Origin of the sequence: Saccharicrinis sp. GN24d3 (assembly GCF_052400645.1) — a bacterium.
Taxonomy (GTDB): Bacteria; Bacteroidota; Bacteroidia; order Bacteroidales; family Marinilabiliaceae; genus Saccharicrinis.
The window spans coordinates 592,281-614,558 of sequence record NZ_JBQTGI010000001.1 but is presented as its reverse complement, the minus strand read 5'-3'; the positions used below and the strand labels follow the sequence as shown (position 1 = coordinate 614,558).

The window sequence follows — 22,278 nt, the reverse complement described above, 5'->3', positions numbered from 1 at the left end:
TATTATCGTAATGGAGCGTGTTAACATCAGTGGGGTTGACAATGAGAACAGGTTGGTAAATGGAACCCTTACTTTGGCGTTCAGCCCGTTATAAAAAAGGTATTTCAAGTTATATTATTTCGTATTCTAAGTACTGCTTTTGAAAGCAAACGATTATTCGATTTTTATTGTTTACTGCTTTACAGTATTCGATTTACTTGTACGATGGTGTAACAGATTAGCACAGTTTGTCGTTTTTTTACCGATATGCTATTGATATGAGCGTTATATTTACTTCGTATTTAACGCTATCATTAATTCCCGAAACATATTCGGGACAGGTTATCGGCATAATACCAAGTGCTGATTACTTAGTCAAAATGACATTCGTAGAAAATCTAAGTATTAATTTCTTTCGTCCGAATAATATGATGGTCTGTACTCTGTTCATTCCAATTTCCTCAGTCTTTTTAGAATGATTTTCTGGACCATGTATATGCCTGAGATTATTATCGCAAAATTTACTGTAAAAACTTCATCATGGGTACCACTTTATCAAATACCCTGATTTCGATGTTACGATAAAAAATTTCTGCTGTTTCGGATTGGAACCCTATTTTACCTTCCTTAAGCTGAAGGTTTGTGGCCATATTAACAATTTCGCCATTGAGTTTGTGAATCGCGTATCTGTCTTCCATCACGATAACCTCACACTTATTCCATCGATTGTTTAACGCATTGTATTGTTTGGGTTTAGAGGCCAACACCTCATTTATCTTTGGGATGCTAATCCCGCCATCTTTGGGATTCAAAAACCGTGAGCTATCCTTTGCCCCAAACCACATCAATGGCTGTGTAGCCCAGAAATCACCTGTATGGTTCATGTGTTTAATATGGTTGTAACGAATCTGGTATTCAATACCCACAGGCCATATTTTGTCATCCACTACATGATAATAACATCCGGCATCGTATTGGTACTGATCAAAGTTATTGGCGATCTTACTTCCCCACTTGTATTCGAATTTCAATATAAACTTGCTGTATGTTTGATCGGTATAGAATAATCCATGTGTCGCATTTGTTCCCGCAGCCAAATCAATGCTATCGGGAAAATGATCGTTAAAAACATGAATCATACTGTCCTCTACAACAAATACTTTGCTAGCCAGTTCTGCATCATCTTTGCGAAGTTTAAGATAAAAACCATCCAAGTTTACCCTGTTGAATAGTTTTACAAAGTTGGTCTCATGGTCAGGCGCACAGGAATTCAACAGGATAAGGGTTACAAGTGCTAGCAAATTGAAGTTTTGTTTTTTCATTTTGAAGATTGGATTTTGCTAATACAATTTTTGTATAGGATTAGTCGTGGTACCGGTAGTTATATGTTCGTCCTTCAATTTATCGTAAACATCAAGAATAAAGAAGCTTTAGATATCCACTTTTAGTGTTTCCGACACAAAGTTTATTTGTATTTCTAAATTTGTGTGAATGCTTTGGTGTATTTCGTTAGTATGGGGGTGCCCAATAATGTTTTTAATTAACCCTGGCACTAACAGATTAAAAGCAGAGAGACTCTGTAACCCCCATCCCCACATCTTTGATACGGTACTTCCCCCAGCTTCGGAGCTAAGGGGAAGAGCCATTCGTTCTGTAATTATAATTCGTAAGTTTACAATTTTCACAAACTTAAATTCGGACACCTCTTTTCATATTTAAGCACTTCGTGGTTATTTATCATTCCATACAAAATAGAAACAAGTTGTGTCCGCATAGTTAACTACCAACCAGCAGCTTTCAAAACCTTTTTGGGGAATTTATTTATAGGACGAATACAGATATCCTTGGCATAGCATTCGGCACCTTCCGATTGAATCTGAATTTGACCTTTTGTTAAAGGATTCCCGTTTTTACTTTTGGCATCGGTTAAAGCCAGCACAACCACACCATTGGTTACATGTACGGCCTTGTCCCCTATCACATAAAGATCAACCCTTGTCCATTCACCATGCGGGCTTTCCGCATCAAAAGATCTTTTTGCACTTTTTACAAAATTATCAGAAGTGGGATCCCAGCGTTTTTCATCATTCGCCCTGACTTTGGCACTGGTGCCGGCCAAAGTAAACAAATCACCAAAGTCACGCTCCTGAATTTGAGATTCCAGACAGGATTTCCACACATCCCAAAATGCACCATGTTCTCCATGGCAATGGTACAACAATCCGCAATCCCTTGGTTTATCCAAACGTGGTTCATATTTCTTTTCTCCCCACTTAAAAAGCAAAGTGAGGTGATAGTTAGAGTAGGATTCTATTGAAGTAAGCCCCCCATAAGCCAGCCCCGATATATTTAACACCGGTTCTCCATCCTCATCGGTACTGACCGTAAACAAGTCAAACGGATCACCTAATCCAACCGGTTTCTTGTTTTCCCCATTGGCTTCTTTTTGATATCCTTCGGGCAGGTTTTTTATCGATTTGTGAGGAACGCCGGTCCATACTTCCCAAGCCGTGAGATCGTTGTCCAAAAGAACTTTCCAGTCTTTGGACTTCACTTTTTTAGCAGGGTATTTTACTTTGACTGTTTTCTGAGCAACCAAATTGCCCGACATAAGTACGGTTAAAGCCAGAAGCAAGATTTTTGTTTTCATGTATATCAGTTTTAATTAACGTCGATTAATTATAATTATTCAATAATATTTGTAGCTCTGTAAGGTCGGTGTTCAAAATCTCAAAAGCAAATTATTTAGTTTAATTAGCAAAAGTAGCGCACAAAAAAAAATAGAATTACGCAGTTATTTCGATTTGTTTAATAATCAGTTTTCCAACGGAGAAGTCTTGTCGAGCATGCTTTCGCAAATGGCATTGTTTCTATAGTTTGTGTTTATTTATGGAAACTTTCAATTTGTAAGTAGCGCTCCTTTAGGCATGCGCCTACCTCCTTTTAAGGGAACTTTAGCCTTCCGGCAGGTGCCGGAGAGATTTGCCGTCTGTCAGTTGCACTGGGAGCGGTAAAAAAACGAATAGCATTCAATGCGCAATAAGACAGTTCAACAAAATACTCTCGAGACAGCTACTTACTGTTTAAAACGAATTTTCTGCTGGTACTGTTCTCTTTTGTCGGAAAATCTTCCGGAATGGCTTGCGTTACTTTTCCTGTAGCAGCCCATTCCACTCCACGGGTTAAGGAAACAATAAACCCAACCCCTTCGCACGAATAATCATCATGCCCCAAGGTGGTATGGAAAATTCGTCCTTTGCCATAATCCACCACCATAAGAATAGGTTCATGCCTATCCGTTGGAGCCTTACCCGAAGCATCTTTACCAGTAGCCAAAACAGTCATATTTACGGCAGGTCCCCTTAGCTTGGCATAACACTCATCTTTAGCCGTTAACCAAACATTCGGCATTCCTTGGGTAATAGGATGATCCGCTACCCGAACCGTGATTGGCACAAGGTGTTGCGGTCCATGCGCACCGCATTTGCCCTCGGAATGATCCCTCTTTAACTCGCCCTCATTGGTATAGTACACGTAGGGGCCGTCTTTTGCGCTTCTGTTGCCCCAGCCTCCAAGGCCAATCATTTGATTAAACGCTTTCCAATCGGGCCACGCATTATCAGCCGCATGAACCGAAACAAATCCGCCTCCATTTTCCATATAGTCTTCCAACGCTTTTTGGGTACTTTCCGACCAATTCGCTGCTTTCCATCCGAAATTAGAAACTACCACATCGTACTTCTTAAACTTGGGAGCAAACTCAGGATCGTGTTTGGGTTCTTTTAAATCCTTCGTTTCACCAACTTTGGCCAAGGGCAAGAATTCTTTTTCCCTTTGCCCTTTCCAGGTATATTGAGTTCGGTAAACATCAACTTTAAACAATCCTGTTTCTTCCAGGTATTGCTTCATCATAATGGTTGACTTGGGCCATACCGCATGGTTATTTTGTCCATCAACAATAAGGACCTTTATCTTTGCATGAACAGATGCAATAACCATCATCAAACAGATAATAAATGTCAGTTTTTTTTTCCTCATAAATTCTAGTTTTCCTATGTTTAAAAATAGTAATACCGATATGTTAATGATATTAGCGTTAAATTTACTTCGTATTAAACGCTATCATTAATCATCTGCACAATACCAAGTGATCATTCCATAGTCAAAATGGTATAAGCTACAGATCACCAGCGCATATTGAAATTTCTAATCCTGTTATAAACCAGTCTACCGAAACTAGTTCGGGACATTTGATCCTTATTTTTGGCCTAATTATTGGCTTCCTGTCTGCAGCTGTCTGGAGGCCATGCCGGTTTACATTGCTTAAAGGTGGTAAGAATATTAATAAGATTTATATATATATTGCATATAATACAGGGGAGAAAATAGTATTTCAGCCCGAGATTCGAAAACGGTTGGTTTTTCTCCAATAGATAATGGGTAGATCCTGGAGGCTCAATCAATGTTGCTAATTATAATTGTAACAATTCTAATTATTTTCTTTCATAGCAAATGATGTTGATTCTTCTGTTAACTCGTATGTACTTTGTAGGGTTGGTAGTTGAGAATGATTTGTCAAATAAATCGAATTCACGACCATCGATTATTATTTTAGCGGTCACCTATATACTGTTGAACTAAGCTTTTTGTATCTAAAAACCTAACACAAACAATATTAAAACAAGTCAAACAACATGCTATATATCTGCACGTTACAGAACCAAAAAATTTCAAGTGACCTATTGGTTACAATGCCCTCCTATGGATACTTTTTATGGATTTTGCAGAAAATAAAAAAGCACCTAAAATCAAAATTTTAAGTGCTTTCAACTTCATTTGTCATGTAGTGGTGTGCCCAGAACAAGACTCGAACTTGCACGGAATTGCTTCCACAGGCCCCTCAAACTAGTGGGATACAAATATTATTGTAATCAAATTTACAATGAGTTTTAGAAATACCTGTATTTACTAGCTTTTTATCGCATTTACTCCGATTTAGTGCGATTTATTCGAACCCATATTTACAACAAATACAATATTTGTTTCCGAATTGTTTCCGAATAAATATTGGTCGTTATGAATTGTTTCCGAATAGCTCTAAAGACTGCCATAGCACAAATTTATTAAATTATGGCAAATGCTACAGTAAGTATTTTTTTAGACAGCTCGTACACAAAAAAAGATGGTACGTCTCGTTTTTACATTAGGGTAACTCTAAACCGAAAAACTAAAAAGATTCCTTTAAATCTTTTTCTTAAACCGGAGTACTACAATCCCAAAACAAAAAAGATTAAAGAAATCAGGGAAGTTCCTGATGCGAAAAAAAACAACCTCTATTTAAAAGATAAGGAAAGTGAGGTTGAACAAATCATCATCGAATTAGAGCGAAGAAAACAATCAGTAACTTTTGAGAATATTTTAAGCCTCTACTCCAATAGTGAGGTTAATGGAAGCTTTATTGAATTTGCTAAAACCAGATTAAAGGAAGAACGCAACCGAATTAAGCAATCTACCTATGAAGGTCTAGCATTAGATATTGTAAAGCTTGAAAGATACCAAGCCAACGTTACGATTTATGAAATTGATGAAAATTGGCTTGAAAAATACAGAAACTACCTTATCGAATCATTAGATAACAAAGCCAATACTATTTATGGCAATATATCCATGATAAGGAAGTACATAACCTACGCTTACAAGAAAAAAATAATCGACCGGAATCCATTTCACAATTTTTCTTTCTTAAAAGAAGATGGCAAAAAGGAACATCTTACCCTTAAAGAATTGGACATGCTTCACGACTACTATAATAAAGAAGAGTTCCTAAAAATTTACAAGAAGGATAAGCGAGGTAAAACTTACCTAACTGGTATGAAGTACCAGGAAACCCTCCAACACATTTTAATTAGTTGTTATTGTGGATTAAGGCTATCTGACCTAAGAAAATTACGATACAAACATATTGAGAACAACATGATAATAATGGAGATGGATAAGAGCCGAAGGGATAAAGAAAAGATGCTTAGGATTCCAATTACCGAAAGACTAAAATCGGTTCTTGATTTAGATGGTGATAAAAAGCCAAACGATAAAATTTATAAAGGCTTCGTGCGAAGCAGTTCCGATATAAATCCCATGTTACGCTTTATAATGAATGAGGTTGGCATAAAAAAACGTCTCTCTTTTCATTGCACTAGACATACATTTGCTGTAAGTGCATTGACATTAGGTATGTCACTTGAGACTGTATCAGATATTATGGGGCATAATGATTTAAGAACCACTCAGATTTACGCTAAAATCATTGATGACAAGCGAAAGGAAGAAATGTCGAAATGGAATAGGTTAAATAACCTCAATAATGAAAATTTAACCTATGCTCTAGCCATTTGTCCGAACTGCGACAATGAAGTATTAAGATTTGAAAAGGGAGTGATAAGGATTAAAAAACTCACTCTTCATTGTCAATCTTGCTCCACAAAATTCTCTTATGTAGTTGAATAACTAAAAAGACAAGAAATGAAATCATATACGAACACAATAATAAATCGAAAGGGAACTTACTCAGTTCTTTTGCACGTTGATAATTATTTTTTATTAACATTTTCAAATTAACACATAATGTTCGTATATGATTTTATAGAGAAGATTGGAAAGATTGAGGTGAAATACTCAAGGAAGTTTAGAAAGCGGTATTTAACATTTACCGAGGAGTTTTCTTCTGAACAGGAATACAATCAGCAGTTGGATGAGTATCTAATTGAGTTTAGAAAAGAAATTCAAAGCTTACCTTTTAGTTTGAATTCAAAACAGTCAAGAAAAACATTTTTGCACAATATATACGATGAGTTTCTTTATACCAGGGAACGCCTTAACGAACAATTTATTCAATTAATATCCCAAAGTCACGATTGTATCACCTTGCAAAAAGTGAGGTTTAAATGTTGCTTTCCTAAATACTTTCAAAAGAAGTATTTGAAAACAGCTAGAACTGCATATCGGAAACTTCATGTTGTATTCACTTTACGTATTGATAAAATTGAAACTGCGGTTGATATTTTAAAGCTGACAGCATTAAATGATGGGTTTGAAATGGATATTTCGGATAAGCAAAACCCTGTAAGATTTAAAACCAATCTTTCAAGTCCGGAACTTGCCTATCTATCATTTAGGATAATGAATAAAGTGTCAATAGACCCAAATTTCAATCGCACTCATTTATCCAGGATATTAGCAGATAATTTCTCTACTAAAAGAGCTGAGTTTCCGAAAGCAGAACAAATTAGAAAACAGTTTACTGATGTTAATGACAACGTAAAAAATAAAGTCGAATCACTACTTGATGAATTGGCAAATGCCAATACCGTATAGCATTTGTAATTTTTTTTCAAAAAAATCAATTTTATTACATCTTGATTTAATGATAGTTACCAAAAGGGGACAAAGGGGGACATCCCCCACTGTCCCTTTTTTCGTGTTTGCAGCAAATGTATGTTCGCTTACAAATTGATGTAGAAATAAAAACATACGATTATGCAGAAAGAAGATTTAAATAATTTAGTTACCGTAGCTGACTTAAACAGTTTTTCTGAGAAAATTATAAGCGAGATTCACAGGCTATCGGAAAAAGACAAACCAGAATTTTACACACCCAATCAATTCAGCAAACTGACAGGTATGCCCTACACCACTGTTATTCATTATTGTAAGAAAAACATGTTAAAAGCAAGACAGGAATTTAAAGGAGGTTCCTGGCAGATTTATGCGAGCGAGATAAACAGGCTTAAAGAGGAGGCGAATACAAACCATTTAACATTCAGATAATGGAAACCAATGAAAAACCAGTCGCTCAAAGCAAGCATCAATTAACGGAGGCATACAATATAAGCTATTTAACCCTTCAACGTTGGCTTGAACCAATTAAAGATGAACTTGGTGAATATAGAGGAAGAGCATACACCCCAAAACAAGTTCAGATGATTTATGATTTATTAGGTCGTCCATAATTTCAATATCGTAAGCAATGACAATATATCTCTCCGGAATTCACTACGAAACCGATGCAAATTTCATTCAAAGCTTAAAAAGGCAATTATTGAATCTAGGATGTACCATAGTTAATCCCGATGAAAAGTTACATGATAGGCTTGGTTGGTCTAAAAGCCTTACTCACCGCCTGAGTTTAATTCTTGAAAGCGACACCATTTACATGTTACCTAAATGGAAAGATAGTACTACTGCAAGAATTGAACTTACAGCAGCAATGAAAGAGAAAAAAAACCTCTGCTTTTCAATTGATGATATAAAAAATTTAATAACCACCCTTGACGGCTAATAATGGTTTAGGCAGGATTGAACAAGGGCAATCCTGCCATTTACACAAAAACTTCATTTTCAAAACAAATTATTATGACAGCATTAGCACCCAATACGGTATCGAAGTTATACTATTTCGATAACCGCATAAAGAGTTTTTATGAGAAAAACGGCTATAACAGCATCCCGTTTGATGGCACAAAAGTTCAGAAAATGATTGAGGATTCTCAGCTTGAGTTGAATGCTCTCTTTTACAAGATTTGGGGTTCAGACATGGGCTACCACTTACTAGATAAGTTTTACGATTTCAGGGGTAACGTTCACGAGTTCTTTATGAGCCTCGATAGCAACAACCGTGAATTATTGACAGGTAAAGATTGGTAGCCGATGGATGCAAAAAGGGTTATAGAGCAAATCAATGATGAAGTTTATGAGGTTGTCTCCAACTTTGTCACACTAAAGAAATCAGGGAGCAATTACAAAGCGTGTTGTCCATTCCACAATGAAAAAACGGCTTCGTTCAGCGTTAATCCGGCAAAGGGTATTTTCAAATGCTTCGGTTGCGATAAAGGTGGTAATGCCATTGAGTTTATTAAAGAGCATGAAAATGTTGAGTTTAAAGAAGCCGTTGAGATTGGCGCAAAACTTTTAAACCTCAATTTTGAATGGAAGAAAAGCACCAATTGGGATGAAGCCAAATTCAAACATGAAGAAAGCCTGAAAATTGCTTGTAATATCATTGAAAGATTCTTCTTAGAACAGGTCAATCATAAGAATGTACAGGATTACATAAAGCAGCGAAACATTGTTATTCCTGAAAACAACAACTTTAATGTTGGCTATGCTCCAAGTGGAAATGCTCTGCTTGCCCATGCCAGAGAGAAAGGTGTAAAAACGGAAATACTTGAAGAAATTGGCGTGCTGAAAAGCAACGACAAAGGCATTTATGACTTTTTCTACAACCGATTGATATTTCCTGTTTGCAATTCCAAAGGGCAAACCATTGCTTTCGCAGGACGTGATTTAAATGAAAACCCAAAGATTAAGTATCTGAATACACACGAGAGCTGCATCTATACTAAAGGCAATGAATTGTATGCTTTGAATATTGCAAGGTTCGCCATTAAAAACGAAGACCGGGCATATATAGTTGAAGGTTATACCGATGTGCTTCGGATGCATTCCATTGAAGTAATAAATTCAGTTGCAACAGGCGGAACGGCATTAACCAGCGCACAGGCAAAGCTCCTGAAAAAATACACCAATAAGGCTACACTTATCTACGATGGAGATAGTGCAGGACGAAATGCCATGTGCCGAAATGCAGAAATCCTAATTAAAAATCAATTCCATGTTTCGGTAGTTGTACTACCCGAAAAACAAGACCCTGATTCACTTTTTACCGATAGCGAGACGTTTCTTCAGTACGATGAAAAACAGGAAGATTACATCATATACAAAACCTCTGAATACGCTGAACGATTTGCCAGTGACCCGGTTAAGAAATCGGAAGTAATTAAGCGGATGGCTGCCCTGATTAGTTGCTATGATAAAACTAACCAGGAGGTTTATCTTGACTTTGTTTCTGAGCAGATTAAACCGAAAAAAGCTTGGCAGGATGCTCTAAAGGAAAACAGCCAGCCAATAGAGAAAAAAGTCAAGAAGAAGGAGAACATTAACGACATTATAAAACTGAAAAAAGAGCAACAGGAAAACCTCTTGGAAAATCAGTTTTATGAAGAAAAAGGGGCATACTGGACTGTGGAAGGTAAGAATCCGAAACAAATATCAAACTTTACTTTTGAAGCTTTGTTCTGTGTTTTCCATAGGGATGCACAAGGGCGAACCGACCTGAAATACATTCTTAACCTGATGAGTCAATACGGACGGAAACGACTTGCCACCATATCATCGGATGACTTTTGTACCCCTGCATCCTTTAAAAAGCAAGTTCACCGTAGGCATGGTTTCTTTTGGTATGGGAACGACACACAACTCGATAGCATTAAAAACGTGAAGCTTTTGGGAATACCTGAAGCAAAGGAACTTGAAAGAGTTGGTTACAATGAAAAGAATCGATTTTGGGTATTTGCCAATGGTTTGTATTACGATAAAACATTCCATGAGATTGATGAGTATGGAGTTACCACCCATGCAAAACGAATAAGCAGCATGGATGAGTTTAAAGAAATTCCACCCGAAAGTCAGATTCGCATATGCGACACCTTTCATGTACTGAATACCACCGCAGAGTTTATAGGTAAATATGGTTCAGATAATTTGAAAGATAAAATTAAACAGGGCCAAGTACATCTTTTACATTTCTTCTTTCTGCCCTATGGTAAGTTATTGAGAATTGGTACCAGCGATAGCGGAAACCCATTTAAGGAAAACTCAAAGTATATTCAACCGCCAAAGAACAGCAGTTGGGATTTTGGCAAATGGGCATCATCAATGAACAAGGTTTATCCGGGTAATGCAGAACTATTAATTGCCTACTACATAGCCACCGTTTTCAGCGATGTAATTTATAAAGCTAATTTCGGGTACTTCCCTTTGTTGTTCCTGTTTGGGAAACGCCAATCAGGTAAAAGTACCGCAGCTCGAAGTATCATGTATATGTTTGGCAAGCCACCAATGGAAGACGGTATTAACCTTGCTTCCGGTAGTACAAGTACAGGTATGCAGCGAAGTATGGATTCTACAACCAACCATCCGTTTTGGGGCAATGAGTATAAGAACAGCATCCATAAAAATACCATTGAAGCATTAAAAGGTATTGCCGACCGAAACGGAAAACTTACAGGTGTAAAGTCTGGCGGTAACGAAACTCGTATTGCAAAGCCCAGGGGTTCGGGTATTATTAGCGGTCAGGATTTACCAACACAAGACCCGGCTCTCTCAAGTCGTAGTTTATTAGGCGAATTTGATGATACCAATCGGGGAAACTATGAAGACCTAAAAGAGTTCAAAGCAGCCGAAGAAAGTTTGCAGTTTACCAATATCACCTGTTCAGTATTCGACAATCGACATTTAATTGAGGAGAACTATGCTAAAGAAGAACCTAGTATTAGTTCGGAGGTTATGGATGAGCTGATAAGCGAATTTGGTAACGTTGACCGCAGAACTGTTTTGAATATTTCATCGGTACTTACACCTATGAAAATTCTAATGGAACAATCCGATTTGAAATTCCCTTTTGATTATCACACAGCAAAAACAGCCTTAATACGTTCAGCAAGACTTACCATTTCAGTACAAAACCAAAGCGATGAAGTAGAACAGTATTTTCACGTATTACAGTCCCTGCTTAATCTTTATAAAATATCGGATAATACACATTACAAAATCGTAGTTGCTGAAAATAGCGTAAAACATCTTTATCTAAGAGTTGGAGCAATACATGGTTTATACAGGGAACAAGCTCGCAAAGAAGGTATAACCGTGTTAGACCAGGCGGTGATTGGTGAATACCTAAAGAAACATCGTTCATTTATTGACTATCGCCGAAAGAACGTACAATTCGGAAGCAATAGAACAAGTGCTTACATACTGAACTATGATACCCTAAAAGAACAAGGTATTGAGATTGAACGCTTCATCTAAATATATATCAAAACACATTATTAAGGCTAATTAATAGTAGTAATGCAAAAACCGTCCTCATTTCCTCACTTATTAAGTATAGAGTATAATAATATACTGATATATAATACTATATACTTTTCTATTCTAATAATAAGTGAGGACGGCTGAGGGAAACATGAGGGATTATTGAGGGACAAAAGAGGAAATAACATACCCTTTCCCTCACTCCTCCTCAAAGCCCTCATTTTATTTAATTGAATACTAATGTATTAACGCAAATATGAGGAATGAGGACAGTTTTTGAAAAATACCATAGGCTCTGAAAAGAAGTTTTTGCTAAAAAAGCTATCTTTACATTCATAGCCGTCAAGGGTATAATTATATAGATTATGCCCAAAATTCTTAATTACATTCTAAATGCAAGTCTCAATTCGAGGCTTTTGTTGGTTACAAAGCGACCGTTTTTTCATTTAATAGCTGAAAGTCCCCTGCAAAAAATACAATATTCAAAAAAGCACTTTAAATATTGTCTTAAAGTACTCAAAAGCAGTCTGCCTAAGGTAAATAGTACTCAAAAGCCTTCCAAAGCGGTTGAAATATACTCTACAATACTGCTTTTCCTCATATTTCAGTTGCATTATCGCTCATTTTTCAACCCAAATCCTAAACTATGATTGTACGCAGAACCATATTAAAGCAGGATTTGGTAAAGAAACTTTACCCCGATAGTATTTCAATGAAGTCGGCAATGCAGCAGCTCCGAAACGAAATTGATATTTGCCCAGTACTCAAAAAACGGATTGAACAGGCTGGAAATACGAAACGCCATTACTACAACAAACAACAACTCCTATTAATCCTGGAACATTTTTGTATAACACTTGAAGAATTTGAACAACTATGAAGTATTTTTTAGGTATTACTGATATTGAACAAGCCAAATTACGCTATCGAAAATTAGCAAAGCAACTACACCCCGATGGCGGAGGAACTGCCATTGACTTTCAGAAGATGCAAACTGAATACAAAGAATTTCTTTTAAGCTTGCAAAAAAAATGCAATACAATTAGTAATGTGCATCAAACATCTCCTGAAAATGAATTATTAAGTGAATTAGGGAAACTTGCGAAAGTGCTGATAAAAAAGGAAGTGCCACAAGATTATTTGCTTAAGAAAATAGAGGAGACAGAATCATCTTTAATGAAAAACTTATATGGAGATGTGGTGAATTTGTTGAATAACTTCAAGTAAGTATGTTTAAAAAATAAACTTCTGAAATAATAAAAATGAATAAGGAAAATTTTATATTTTAGTCAAAATTTGTCAAGTCACCATTAAAATAGACCAAAAATGATTGGTAATAAAATCCGAGAATTAAGAGAAGATAATAACATTCTACTACGCCAACTTGCAGCACAACTAGATATGGATACTGCCATGTTGAGTAAAATGGAACGTGGCGAACGTTTCTTTAAAAAGGAGGATATTGTTTCACTGGCTAAAATTTTTAAACAAGACAGCAAAAACCTACTCACATTATGGCTTGCTGATAAAATTGTTAAAACTATAAAGGAAGATGAGTACCAAGAAGAAGCTTTGGCTCTTGCTTTAAAATTATTGAAATAACGCATGAGTAAACATTCTATAAGATACACTAATGAGCAGCAGAAAGCTATAAGTACAATAGATAAGAATCTGCAAGTAATAGCTTGTGCTGGTTCCGGCAAAACACAAGTTTTATCTCAAAGGATAGTTACAATACTAAGTGAAAAGAAAGAGGTTGAACCTAAAAACATTATAGCCTTTACATACACTGAAAAAGCTGCTGCCGAGCTTAAAACCCGTGTTCTACGAATGGTCAAAGAACAAATAGGTAATGTTCAAGGGCTGTCTGAAATGTATGTTGGAACAATTCACTCATGGTGCTTACAAGCATTACAGGACAATGTATATGAATTTCAGAAGTATAGCATTCTTGACGCAATTAAGCAAAAGCTCTTTGTAGATAAGTATTATAATGAAATCGGCATGGTAAATGTCGGAATGAGTAGATATAAAGAAACAGACCGCTTTCTTACAGCTATTTCCGTTTTGAGGGAAGCAGATGTAAGTGATAGTCTACCAGAAGAATGGAAAGAAGCTCTGGAATTATATTCTGCCAAATTAAATAGTCATTCATATTTTGATTTTACTTCAATTATGACAGAGACTATAAATCAACTAAAAAACAATCCTGATTTTAGTGCAGCAATATTATCAAACCTTAAATATTTAATCGTTGATGAATATCAAGATGTAAATCCTATTCAAGAACAGCTAATAGTAGAATTATCAAAAACTGGCTCTAATGTTTGTGTGGTTGGTGACGATGACCAAACAATTTATCAATGGCGAGGTGGTGATGTACAGTACATTCAAAAGTTTAAAGATAGATATCCTAATGTTGAGTATATCAAGCTTGAGGATAACTTTCGCAGTTCAGAGGGTGTTATTGATACTGCCTATAAGTCTATAAGCAATAATACCTTTCGTTTACCAAAGGTAATGAATGCAACTGGGCATCAACAATTCGAATTTGGTAATATTATCTACAATCAATATGACGATGAAGAAGATGAAATAGAATTTGTAATTGATACGATAAAGAAACTCCGTGGTAAATCGTTTTTTGATGCGAAAGGAAAAGAGCCTCGTGGACTTGATTATTCAGATTTCTCTATTCTGTTACGAAAATGGAAAAAGGCTGAAAATTTCATGCATGCTTTAACAGATGAAGGTATTCCATTCATTGTAGGTGGTGTAAATGAATTATTTGAGAGGCCTGAAATAAAAGCTGCTAGAGCAATCTATCAATATCTGACAAATGAAATAGAAGACGATTCTCTAAAATTATATTGGGAATCAGCATCTGAAAACTTAAAAGATGAAGACCTAGATTTTGCAATTGCTCATTTAGATAAGCAGAAACCAAAACCAAAAGGCTATTTCTCATCTTTCAATCTGCAACAAATATTTTGGGACTTCATTCAGAATGCAAAATTACATGAAGAAGCTTTTAATGATGAAGAACATCCGGGCTTGGTAGGAAACGAGATAAATGAAGTTGTTTTTTATAACCTTGGCATGTTTTCACAGATTATCAATGACTATGAAAGCATCCATTATAAAGATAAACCTATTTATAAACTAAATGGTTTTCTAAGGTTTCTTCAGTATTCTGCCGATGGGTATTATCCTGAAGGTTGGCTGAACGCTTCATATCAAACACCAAATGCAGTACAAATTATGACAATATTCCAATCGAAAGGATTGGAGTATCCAGTGGTCTTTATTCCTGGGCTTAATAAAAACTATCTGCCCTCAATGAAACCAACGGGTAACCGTGCTGTTACTGCAAAGCTTATTCAGTCATTACCTGTAAAAAATGTTGAACGTTTCCTTTCAGCAGAAGAAGATGAACGTAGATTAATGTATGTAGCACTTACACGTTCACAAAAATACTTATACTTAACACGAGCAAAGGAATCCAAGCTGTATCAAAAGGAATCAATTTTTGCTAAAGAAGTTAGTAATTCTGATTATGTAATTTCAGACCCTAATCCTGATTACAGCAATATTGAAAATCTTCCTCCAAAAGCTAAAATTGAAAAGCCTGCAATGGCATTAAATTTTTCAGTGTTAAAAGAGTTTTTCGATTGCCCATACAGATTTAAACTAATTAGCATGTATGGCTTTGTGCAGCCAATTAGCGAAACAGTTGGTTATGGTAATTCTGTTCACAATGTATTAATGGAGTTGCATCGCAAGCACCTTAGTGGCACAGATGTCTCGAAGGAAAATATTGTTGATATTGTAGATACTCACACTCATATGCCACATGCTTCTGATAGCGTTTTTGAAAGAACAAAGGAACGTGTTCATACCGTTACTTCTGAATATTTAAAAGAAAATATTAAAGACTTTGACAATATTGAGTATGCAGAAAAGGAAATTCAAATCGACTTAGGTGAAGGGATACTTATTAATGGCCGGATGGACTTGATTAAGAAGAAGGAACTAGGTGGAAAAGAAATAACTACAATAGTTGATTTTAAATCTCAAAAGGAGGCTCAACGACAAGACGTGACCATGGATCAACTTGCATTATATGCGCTTGGGTACAGAGAAATTTCTGGCAAACAGGCTGATATATTGCAGATTTTTAACCTTGATGAAGATGGTCACTCCAAGCAGCAACAACGTTTAGATAACACTAAACTTGATGATATAAAAACAAAAATACTGCATTCAGCAGACGAAATACGAAATAACAACCTTAGTAAATCATGTGATGCATCTGCTTGTAGTAAGTGTTACTATAAAGCTTTATGTTCGGGTAATAAAAAATAAATAACTATTAAGATGGCAAAAAAATATACAGGTTCACTAACCCTAGAGTGGTATAACAAACAAAAATCCATTATAAACCTTGATGAAAATTCAATTAAATCATCTGATGATGTCCCAGCTCCGGCAATTAATTGGATAAACAAAGATGATGCACTATTTTATGAGCTTTCGGAAGAGGATGGTAAAGGAAAAAAACCATACTGGGTAGATAGAAATGATATAAGAGTAAAAGAAGCACGTCCATTAATATTTCAAAAAGCTTATCGGGCAGTTGCTAAAGATAAAGTAGGAACAATTCCAGGAACAGATACAGAATTTGAGATAAAAGAAATTTCCAAAGAGGGTGAAACAAAAGATATTAATAACCTGCTGATAAAAGGAGATAATCTATTAGCATTAAACTCTCTAAAGAAACATTTTGATAAGTTACCTGATAATGAAAAAGTAAAATGCATATATATAGACCCTCCATATAACACAGGCTCAGCATTCGAATTCTATGAAGATAACCTGGAACATTCGGAATGGTTAACCCTTATGCGAGATAGATTAGTAATACTAAAAGAATGCTTGGCTTCAGATGGGTTTATATTTGTTCAAATGGACAACAGAGAGGTTTTTAGACTAAAATTATTATTAGATGAAGTGTTTGGGGCTGAAAACTTTATTAATGATATAGTTTGGAAAAGACGAGGCGGAAGTGCAAACCCTTCTAACAGATTAAATAATGTTATTGATTATATTTTGTGGTATAGAAATTCAGAGGCATCTACATTTAATCAAATATTTTCCTTGGAGGATGAGCATACTCAAAAATATATTAAGGAAAGATTTAATAATATTGATGAAAATGGAAGGAGATATATGAAATCTCCTATACAGAGTCCCAATAGACGTGAAAATTTAATTTATGATTATAAAGGCTATAAAACTCCAACTAAAGGTTACTCTGTGTCCAGAGAAGTTTTAGAACAATGGGATAAAGAAGGTAAGCTTGCCTTTCCTGATGATAAGTCCAAAAACATCAATAGAAAAATATACTTGGATGAATATAAGGGGCAACCTATATCTAATCTATGGTCGGATATATATGTAATTAATCCAATGTCCAAGGAAAGAACAGAGTTCGATGGAGGCCAAAAACCAGAAGCGTTGATAAAACGAGTTTTTGAATTTGCTACGATGGAAGGCGATTTAATTCTAGATATTTTTGGGGGAAGCGGAACCACATTTACTACAGCTCATAAAATGAAAAGGAAATGGATCGGCGTTGAATTAGGAAATCATGCAGAGTCATTGATTATCCCTAGACTTAAAAAGGTATTGAATGGTAAAGATGAAGGCGGTATCACGGAATCGGTTAACTGGCAAGGAGGTGGTTCTTTTAAATTTTATCACCTAGGGGAATCAATCATTAATGTAGATGAAGAGACTGGGAAAGGTGAATTTAATTGGAAACTTGGCAAAAAGTTTATTCAAGATTCACTTTTACAGTCTTATGACTATATTCCGCATGATGAGATAAATATATTTCCAGCTCAAATATTTAAGGACGAAGAAAATAGCCCTTCTGTTGGTAAAATATCTAATGGGACTAAAGCTACTTATGGAGTAGTTATTTTGGCATCTCCTGAAGATAAAGGAGTAACAATATCAAATGAAGATGTCAAAACGATACTTCACACCTTGCGAAAACAACAGGACTTTAAGTCATTAACCATCTATACTAATAAAGGGATAGATATGGCTACAGAAGCTATACCCGAAGATTTAGGTATAATTAAAGTTCCTCATGCAATTTTTTCAGAATTAGAAAGATAATACCAATGACTAAGAAAGTTATAAAACCATACTATCAGGAATACAAAAAACTTTTAGAAAAAAAACTAAACCATGTTAAGCTAAAGGTTGAATCAGGATTTACAAATTCATCATCTGAAGATTTATTTGGTGCTTCACCCGAAACTGTTTTCCTAAGAGAACTGGCAGAAGAAGCAACTAAACACCCTATGCGTTATTATCAGCGAGAAGCCATGTATACCTTACATAGTGTATATGAAGATGCTGTAAGTATTTCAAAAGCTGATGATAAGATACAGAAGAATATGTTGCGCCAAAACGAGTATAAGCATATTAGTCCTCTTTTAGAAAAGGTTGATTCAGTGACTGGTCGTAAAGCTCCATTCATTGGTTTTGAAATGGCTACTGGTTCAGGGAAAACAATGTTAATGGGTGCTGCGGTATATTACCTAAATAAAATGCAAGGAGTAAAGAATTTCTTAATTATTACTCCCTCTTCAACTGAGATTTACAAAAAGACAATAAGAAACTTTAATAAAGGAACCAAAGAAACTGTCTGGCATGAAGAAGTGCCGTTTAAGTTTAACATTTTCACAGGCGATAACTTTAAAAATGCAAAGGAAGGGCTTTATGATGCAGAAAATGAAGCAAATATTTTCATCTTCAACATTGATAAGTTTGGTGCAAATGCCACTCAAACTAAGCTAGGCCATGAGGGTGCTTCTTTATGGAAGGATGCTAAAGGGAATACTATCAGCTTATTAGAGTACTTATCTCAAAATGACTTGGTAATTATAACTGACGAAGCTCATCATGCACAGAATACAAAGACAAAAAATATAATTAGCTCTTTTAAACCTTTGGCAGTTATAGAATATACTGCAACTGCGGTTGAAACAGAAAAAAATGAGGGTAAGAAAAATCAAACAATTGTTTATAAATACGATATAAGGAGATTCCTTGAAGACCAACATGGCAAAAAAGTGAGAATACTTGCCTTGCCCGGTGATGGAAGAACAAAAGGAAAGAAAAGGGAAATATCGGAAACTGAACGATACAAACTCCAGACATTTTTCCTTGTTCATCTTTTAAAGAAAAAAGCCGTATTAAGCGATGTAGCATCAAGAGACCTGAAACCAATAGGCTTTGTTAAGGTTAAAAATGAAATAGTATATGCTGAGAAAGTTGAACGATATATTAAAGAGGAGTTATCAACAGATACAGATTCCTTAGAGATATTGTTAGAAAAAGCTGAAAAGGAAGATACTGAAACTACCAACTTAATATTAGAGATGTTTAAGGAAGACTATGATTCCGACATAACTCTTTTACAGCAAGCTATTAATAATATAGCCCAGACTTCAATATTACTCCATTCTAAATCAGATAAACTAGTAAAAAAACAGTTTGATGATATTCAGCGAAATAAAGTTGAGATTGTAATCTTCATTGATATGCTTAATGAAGGTATTGATATGCCTAACATATTTTCTATGGTAATTATCAACGATACACCTTCAGAATTCAAAACATCTGTTAAGCAAATCGTTGGTCGTGGTGTTCGAATAAATAGAGAAAAGCGTTTGTACGATGAAGTTTATGATAATGACCTTATTACCCATACAGAAAAATTACATATAGTTGCAGACCAAGGCGCATCGTTCGAAGATGTTGTAAAAGAAATTCAATCAGAATTTGGTCTTACCGATAAAAACTTCTCTATTGAGCATAGCGAAGAGAAAACAATTGAAAACAAGGTAAATACTTCTAAATTAAAAGGCATTCAGATTCCAAAAATTAGAATTGATTTCAAACGAAAAGAAGGTGTTTCGATTAAGGATGTTATTGAGAACTATGATAAAATTATTGGAGATTTTCTTGATGTAAACTCATTTAATAGAGACATTGAAGATGTTCAGACCCACTTCATAAAATATGCTCCAAATAATTTCTTTACAGAAGTTGATTTATTTGCAGATGAAGAAGTATTCCATAAACTTGGTGAAGACCAAAACTGGAACTATGACCAATTGGAAATATCTAAAAAGGATATTAAAGAAATTTACGGACGTGTTATTGCAAAGTTAAATCCGATCCCCGATGTTCCTAAGACATTTAAGATATTCAAAGAATACGCCAACCGATTAAATGAAATAGGTATTCAGTTTTATAATTTGGATGACACAGATGTAAAGCTTGCAAAGAATCGTTTTAAGGACAGTTTTGTATATTTCTACATTAACTACGTTGAAAACAATTATTTCGATTTAGACCTAGATACACTTGATACTGAATCAGATACATGGTTGCTGCAAAACGAATTTAAAGACGAAAAAATTAAGGTTCGTTCAAAAGATATCAAAAATGAAATTCGCCTTTCGGACAATCGGGATGAACTAACTAAACTCATAAAAGATGGCTTTTACTTCTATGGTTATAACCATTCAGCATATCAGTATGATAAATTTGATTCCTATCCGGAAAAAATACTTGCAGATTACGTAAATCAACTTATTGAAATAAATCCGGATAAAGAAAAACCATTCTGGATTCGGAACGAACGAAATATATTCTTCGAGTATGGTACTCACAAGTACTATCCGGATTTCATTTTCTTCTACAACCAAATTATTTATGTACTTGAAGTCAAAGGTGAAAAATTCTCCAACGTAAAGAAAAATAAGCTGTTGGTTGAGCTTAATAAAGTGGAAGGAATTGGAGATGTAGAAGGCTATAAAGGACTTGTAGTATTTGAAGTGCAGTTAAATAAAATGACCGACTTCGAAAAGTCATTTAATAACTTTATCACAGAAGCCGAAGAATATTTTGAACAGATTCAGAATAAATCTGAATTAATTTCTGATTCCGATGTTCCTGAAGGAATGAAATATGTAGAATATGTCCCAGCCTTTGAGGCAAAACAAGCCTACAATAAGTATATCAACCATAAAGAACCCAAAAGCTTAAAGTGGTTAAAAGTTAAGTCAGGTGAATACTCGAAAGAAATATTTGCTACGATGGTTAAAGATGATGCATTAGGTGCTGAGTTGAAAAACACTTGGGTTTTAATGAATTCTGAAATTCCAGCCGTTGATAAGCTTGAAAACAGGATTATAATTGCTCATCACCCAACAATAGGAAAGAATTCGTATAAAGGCAATTTATCTATTTCGAAATTCAATTTTAGAAAGGAAACTATTCAGCAAGGTTTATTTAGCGAAGAATCAATTATCATTGAATTATCTAGTAATGATTCAATACTTCATTCCATTTCTAAAAACCATGAAGAATTCAAGGTGGTAGGAGTACTAATTTAATGTCATTATTAAACAAACATCAAATGCAGAGATATGCTGTAAGTAAATTTAATAGGTTGTTTTTGGTTATTGGATTTATGCTTTCTAGCTTAATCCTATATTCTCAAGACTTTAATTATCTGCCAGCAATCAATCAGGATACAATTATTAGGCATATGTACTATACTTTATCCTATTCAGAACAACATGAGCAACCCAAATGGGTTGCCTATGAATTGAAGCCAGAAATGCTTTATAAGGTTGTAGAGCGTAAAAACAACTTTCGAGAAGACCCATTTGTTTTGACTGCTTCCGCTACTTATGATGATTATTCATCCGACCCAAACTACGATGCAGGTCACATGCTTTGCTCAAGAAACATGCAGTTTAGTTGCGAAGCAATGGATGAAACTTTCTTCATGTCCAATATGTCACCCCAACATAAAGACCTTAACAGAATTAGATGGGCACACCTTGAATCATTAGAAAGAAGCATGGTTGAACGTAATGGGTCTCTTTATGTTGTTTGTGGACCAGTATTAAAAAATATCACTAAAACAATCGGTATAACAAATCAGATAAGTGTTCCGAATTATTATTTCAAGGTTATACTTGAGTATGATTCTTTATCTACAAAGGGTATTGGCTTTTTAATGCCAAATGAAAAATGTTCGTTACCGTTGGAATCTTATGTAGTTTCTGTGGATAGCATTGAAAGTTTTACAAACATTGATTTTTTTCCAAGTTTACCTGATGAAATTGAAAAACAAATTGAAGCTAATGTTGATACGATTAATTGGAGTTTTAAAAAACCACGAAGCAATTATGGATATGAAAAAGAAGCTGTAAAATGTACTTTTTAGAAAACTAGTATGACATTTAAGTTTACATTATTCAAGTTTAGAACATT

At 35.1% G+C, this 22,278-nt stretch carries 17 protein-coding genes; 14 read left to right on the top strand and 3 right to left on the bottom strand.

The features are described from left to right. Positions 1-500 precede the first annotated feature (500 nt). The 3 genes from ACT29I_RS02045 to ACT29I_RS02035 all read right to left on the bottom strand — a co-directional run bounded on the left by ACT29I_RS02045 (position 501) and on the right by ACT29I_RS02035 (position 4,017). Positions 501-1,301 (bottom strand): 3-keto-disaccharide hydrolase, encoded by an 801-nt coding sequence (locus ACT29I_RS02045; protein ID WP_444792596.1) that lies wholly within the window; start codon positions 1,299-1,301, stop codon positions 501-503. 458 nt (positions 1,302-1,759) lie between these two features. After that, positions 1,760-2,629, bottom strand: a complete 870-nt coding sequence (locus ACT29I_RS02040; protein WP_444792595.1) for a 3-keto-disaccharide hydrolase — start codon at positions 2,627-2,629, stop codon at positions 1,760-1,762. A 422-nt stretch (positions 2,630-3,051) separates the two neighbouring features. Next, the gene (locus tag ACT29I_RS02035; protein WP_444792594.1) at positions 3,052-4,017 is read right to left on the bottom strand and encodes a ThuA domain-containing protein; all 966 of its coding nucleotides are present in this window, start codon (positions 4,015-4,017) and stop codon (positions 3,052-3,054) included. Between the two features lie 1,092 nt (positions 4,018-5,109). On the opposite strand from ACT29I_RS02035, the gene ACT29I_RS02030 reads away from it, so the two are divergent. The 14 genes from ACT29I_RS02030 (at position 5,110) to ACT29I_RS01965 (ending at position 22,231) form a co-directional block, all read left to right on the top strand. Then, positions 5,110-6,483: a tyrosine-type recombinase/integrase gene (locus ACT29I_RS02030; RefSeq protein ID WP_444792593.1), complete on the top strand. Its 1,374-nt coding sequence runs from the start codon at positions 5,110-5,112 to the stop codon at positions 6,481-6,483. 117 nt (positions 6,484-6,600) lie between these two features. Beyond that, positions 6,601-7,350, top strand: coding sequence for a hypothetical protein (locus ACT29I_RS02025; protein WP_212191675.1), 750 nt, complete (start codon positions 6,601-6,603; stop codon positions 7,348-7,350). A gap of 162 nt (positions 7,351-7,512) precedes the next feature. After that, complete coding sequence (locus ACT29I_RS02020; protein ID WP_120271268.1) at positions 7,513-7,803, top strand: hypothetical protein; 291 nt, start codon at positions 7,513-7,515, stop codon at positions 7,801-7,803. Beyond that, positions 7,803-7,985 (top strand): hypothetical protein, encoded by a 183-nt coding sequence (locus tag ACT29I_RS02015; protein ID WP_212191673.1) that lies wholly within the window; start codon positions 7,803-7,805, stop codon positions 7,983-7,985. Before ACT29I_RS02020 ends, ACT29I_RS02015 begins: the two co-directional genes overlap by 1 nt. Positions 7,986-8,002: 17 nt before the next feature. Next, the gene (locus ACT29I_RS02010) at positions 8,003-8,314 is read left to right on the top strand and encodes a DUF4406 domain-containing protein (RefSeq protein WP_444792592.1); all 312 of its coding nucleotides are present in this window, start codon (positions 8,003-8,005) and stop codon (positions 8,312-8,314) included. Between the two features lie 74 nt (positions 8,315-8,388). Then, on the top strand, positions 8,389-8,679 hold the full coding sequence (locus ACT29I_RS02005; RefSeq protein ID WP_120271265.1) for a hypothetical protein: 291 nt from the start codon (positions 8,389-8,391) through the stop codon (positions 8,677-8,679). 3 nt (positions 8,680-8,682) lie between these two features. Continuing rightward, entirely contained in the window at positions 8,683-11,901 is a 3,219-nt protein-coding gene (gene dnaG / locus ACT29I_RS02000) for a DNA primase (RefSeq protein ID WP_444792591.1), read from the top strand. A gap of 652 nt (positions 11,902-12,553) precedes the next feature. Beyond that, entirely contained in the window at positions 12,554-12,787 is a 234-nt protein-coding gene (locus tag ACT29I_RS01995; protein WP_444792590.1) for a DUF4248 domain-containing protein, read from the top strand. Beyond that, positions 12,784-13,134 carry a hypothetical protein gene (locus tag ACT29I_RS01990; RefSeq protein ID WP_444792589.1) on the top strand — a complete coding sequence of 117 codons (351 nt, stop codon included), beginning with the start codon at positions 12,784-12,786 and terminating at the stop codon, positions 13,132-13,134. Before ACT29I_RS01995 ends, ACT29I_RS01990 begins: the two co-directional genes overlap by 4 nt. Positions 13,135-13,233: 99 nt before the next feature. Beyond that, a complete protein-coding gene (locus ACT29I_RS01985) occupies positions 13,234-13,509 on the top strand; it encodes a helix-turn-helix domain-containing protein (RefSeq protein WP_444792588.1) in 276 nt (91 codons plus the stop codon). A gap of 3 nt (positions 13,510-13,512) precedes the next feature. Continuing rightward, the gene (locus ACT29I_RS01980) at positions 13,513-16,272 is read left to right on the top strand and encodes an ATP-dependent helicase (RefSeq protein ID WP_444792587.1); all 2,760 of its coding nucleotides are present in this window, start codon (positions 13,513-13,515) and stop codon (positions 16,270-16,272) included. Positions 16,273-16,284: 12 nt separating this feature from the next. Next, a complete protein-coding gene (locus tag ACT29I_RS01975) occupies positions 16,285-18,093 on the top strand; it encodes a site-specific DNA-methyltransferase (RefSeq protein ID WP_444792586.1) in 1,809 nt (602 codons plus the stop codon). Positions 18,094-18,098: 5 nt separating this feature from the next. After that, positions 18,099-21,389, top strand: coding sequence for a DEAD/DEAH box helicase (locus tag ACT29I_RS01970; RefSeq protein ID WP_444792585.1), 3,291 nt, complete (start codon positions 18,099-18,101; stop codon positions 21,387-21,389). 23 nt (positions 21,390-21,412) lie between these two features. Beyond that, positions 21,413-22,231: a DNA/RNA non-specific endonuclease gene (locus ACT29I_RS01965; protein ID WP_444792584.1), complete on the top strand. Its 819-nt coding sequence runs from the start codon at positions 21,413-21,415 to the stop codon at positions 22,229-22,231. The last annotated feature ends 47 nt before the right edge of the window (positions 22,232-22,278 follow it).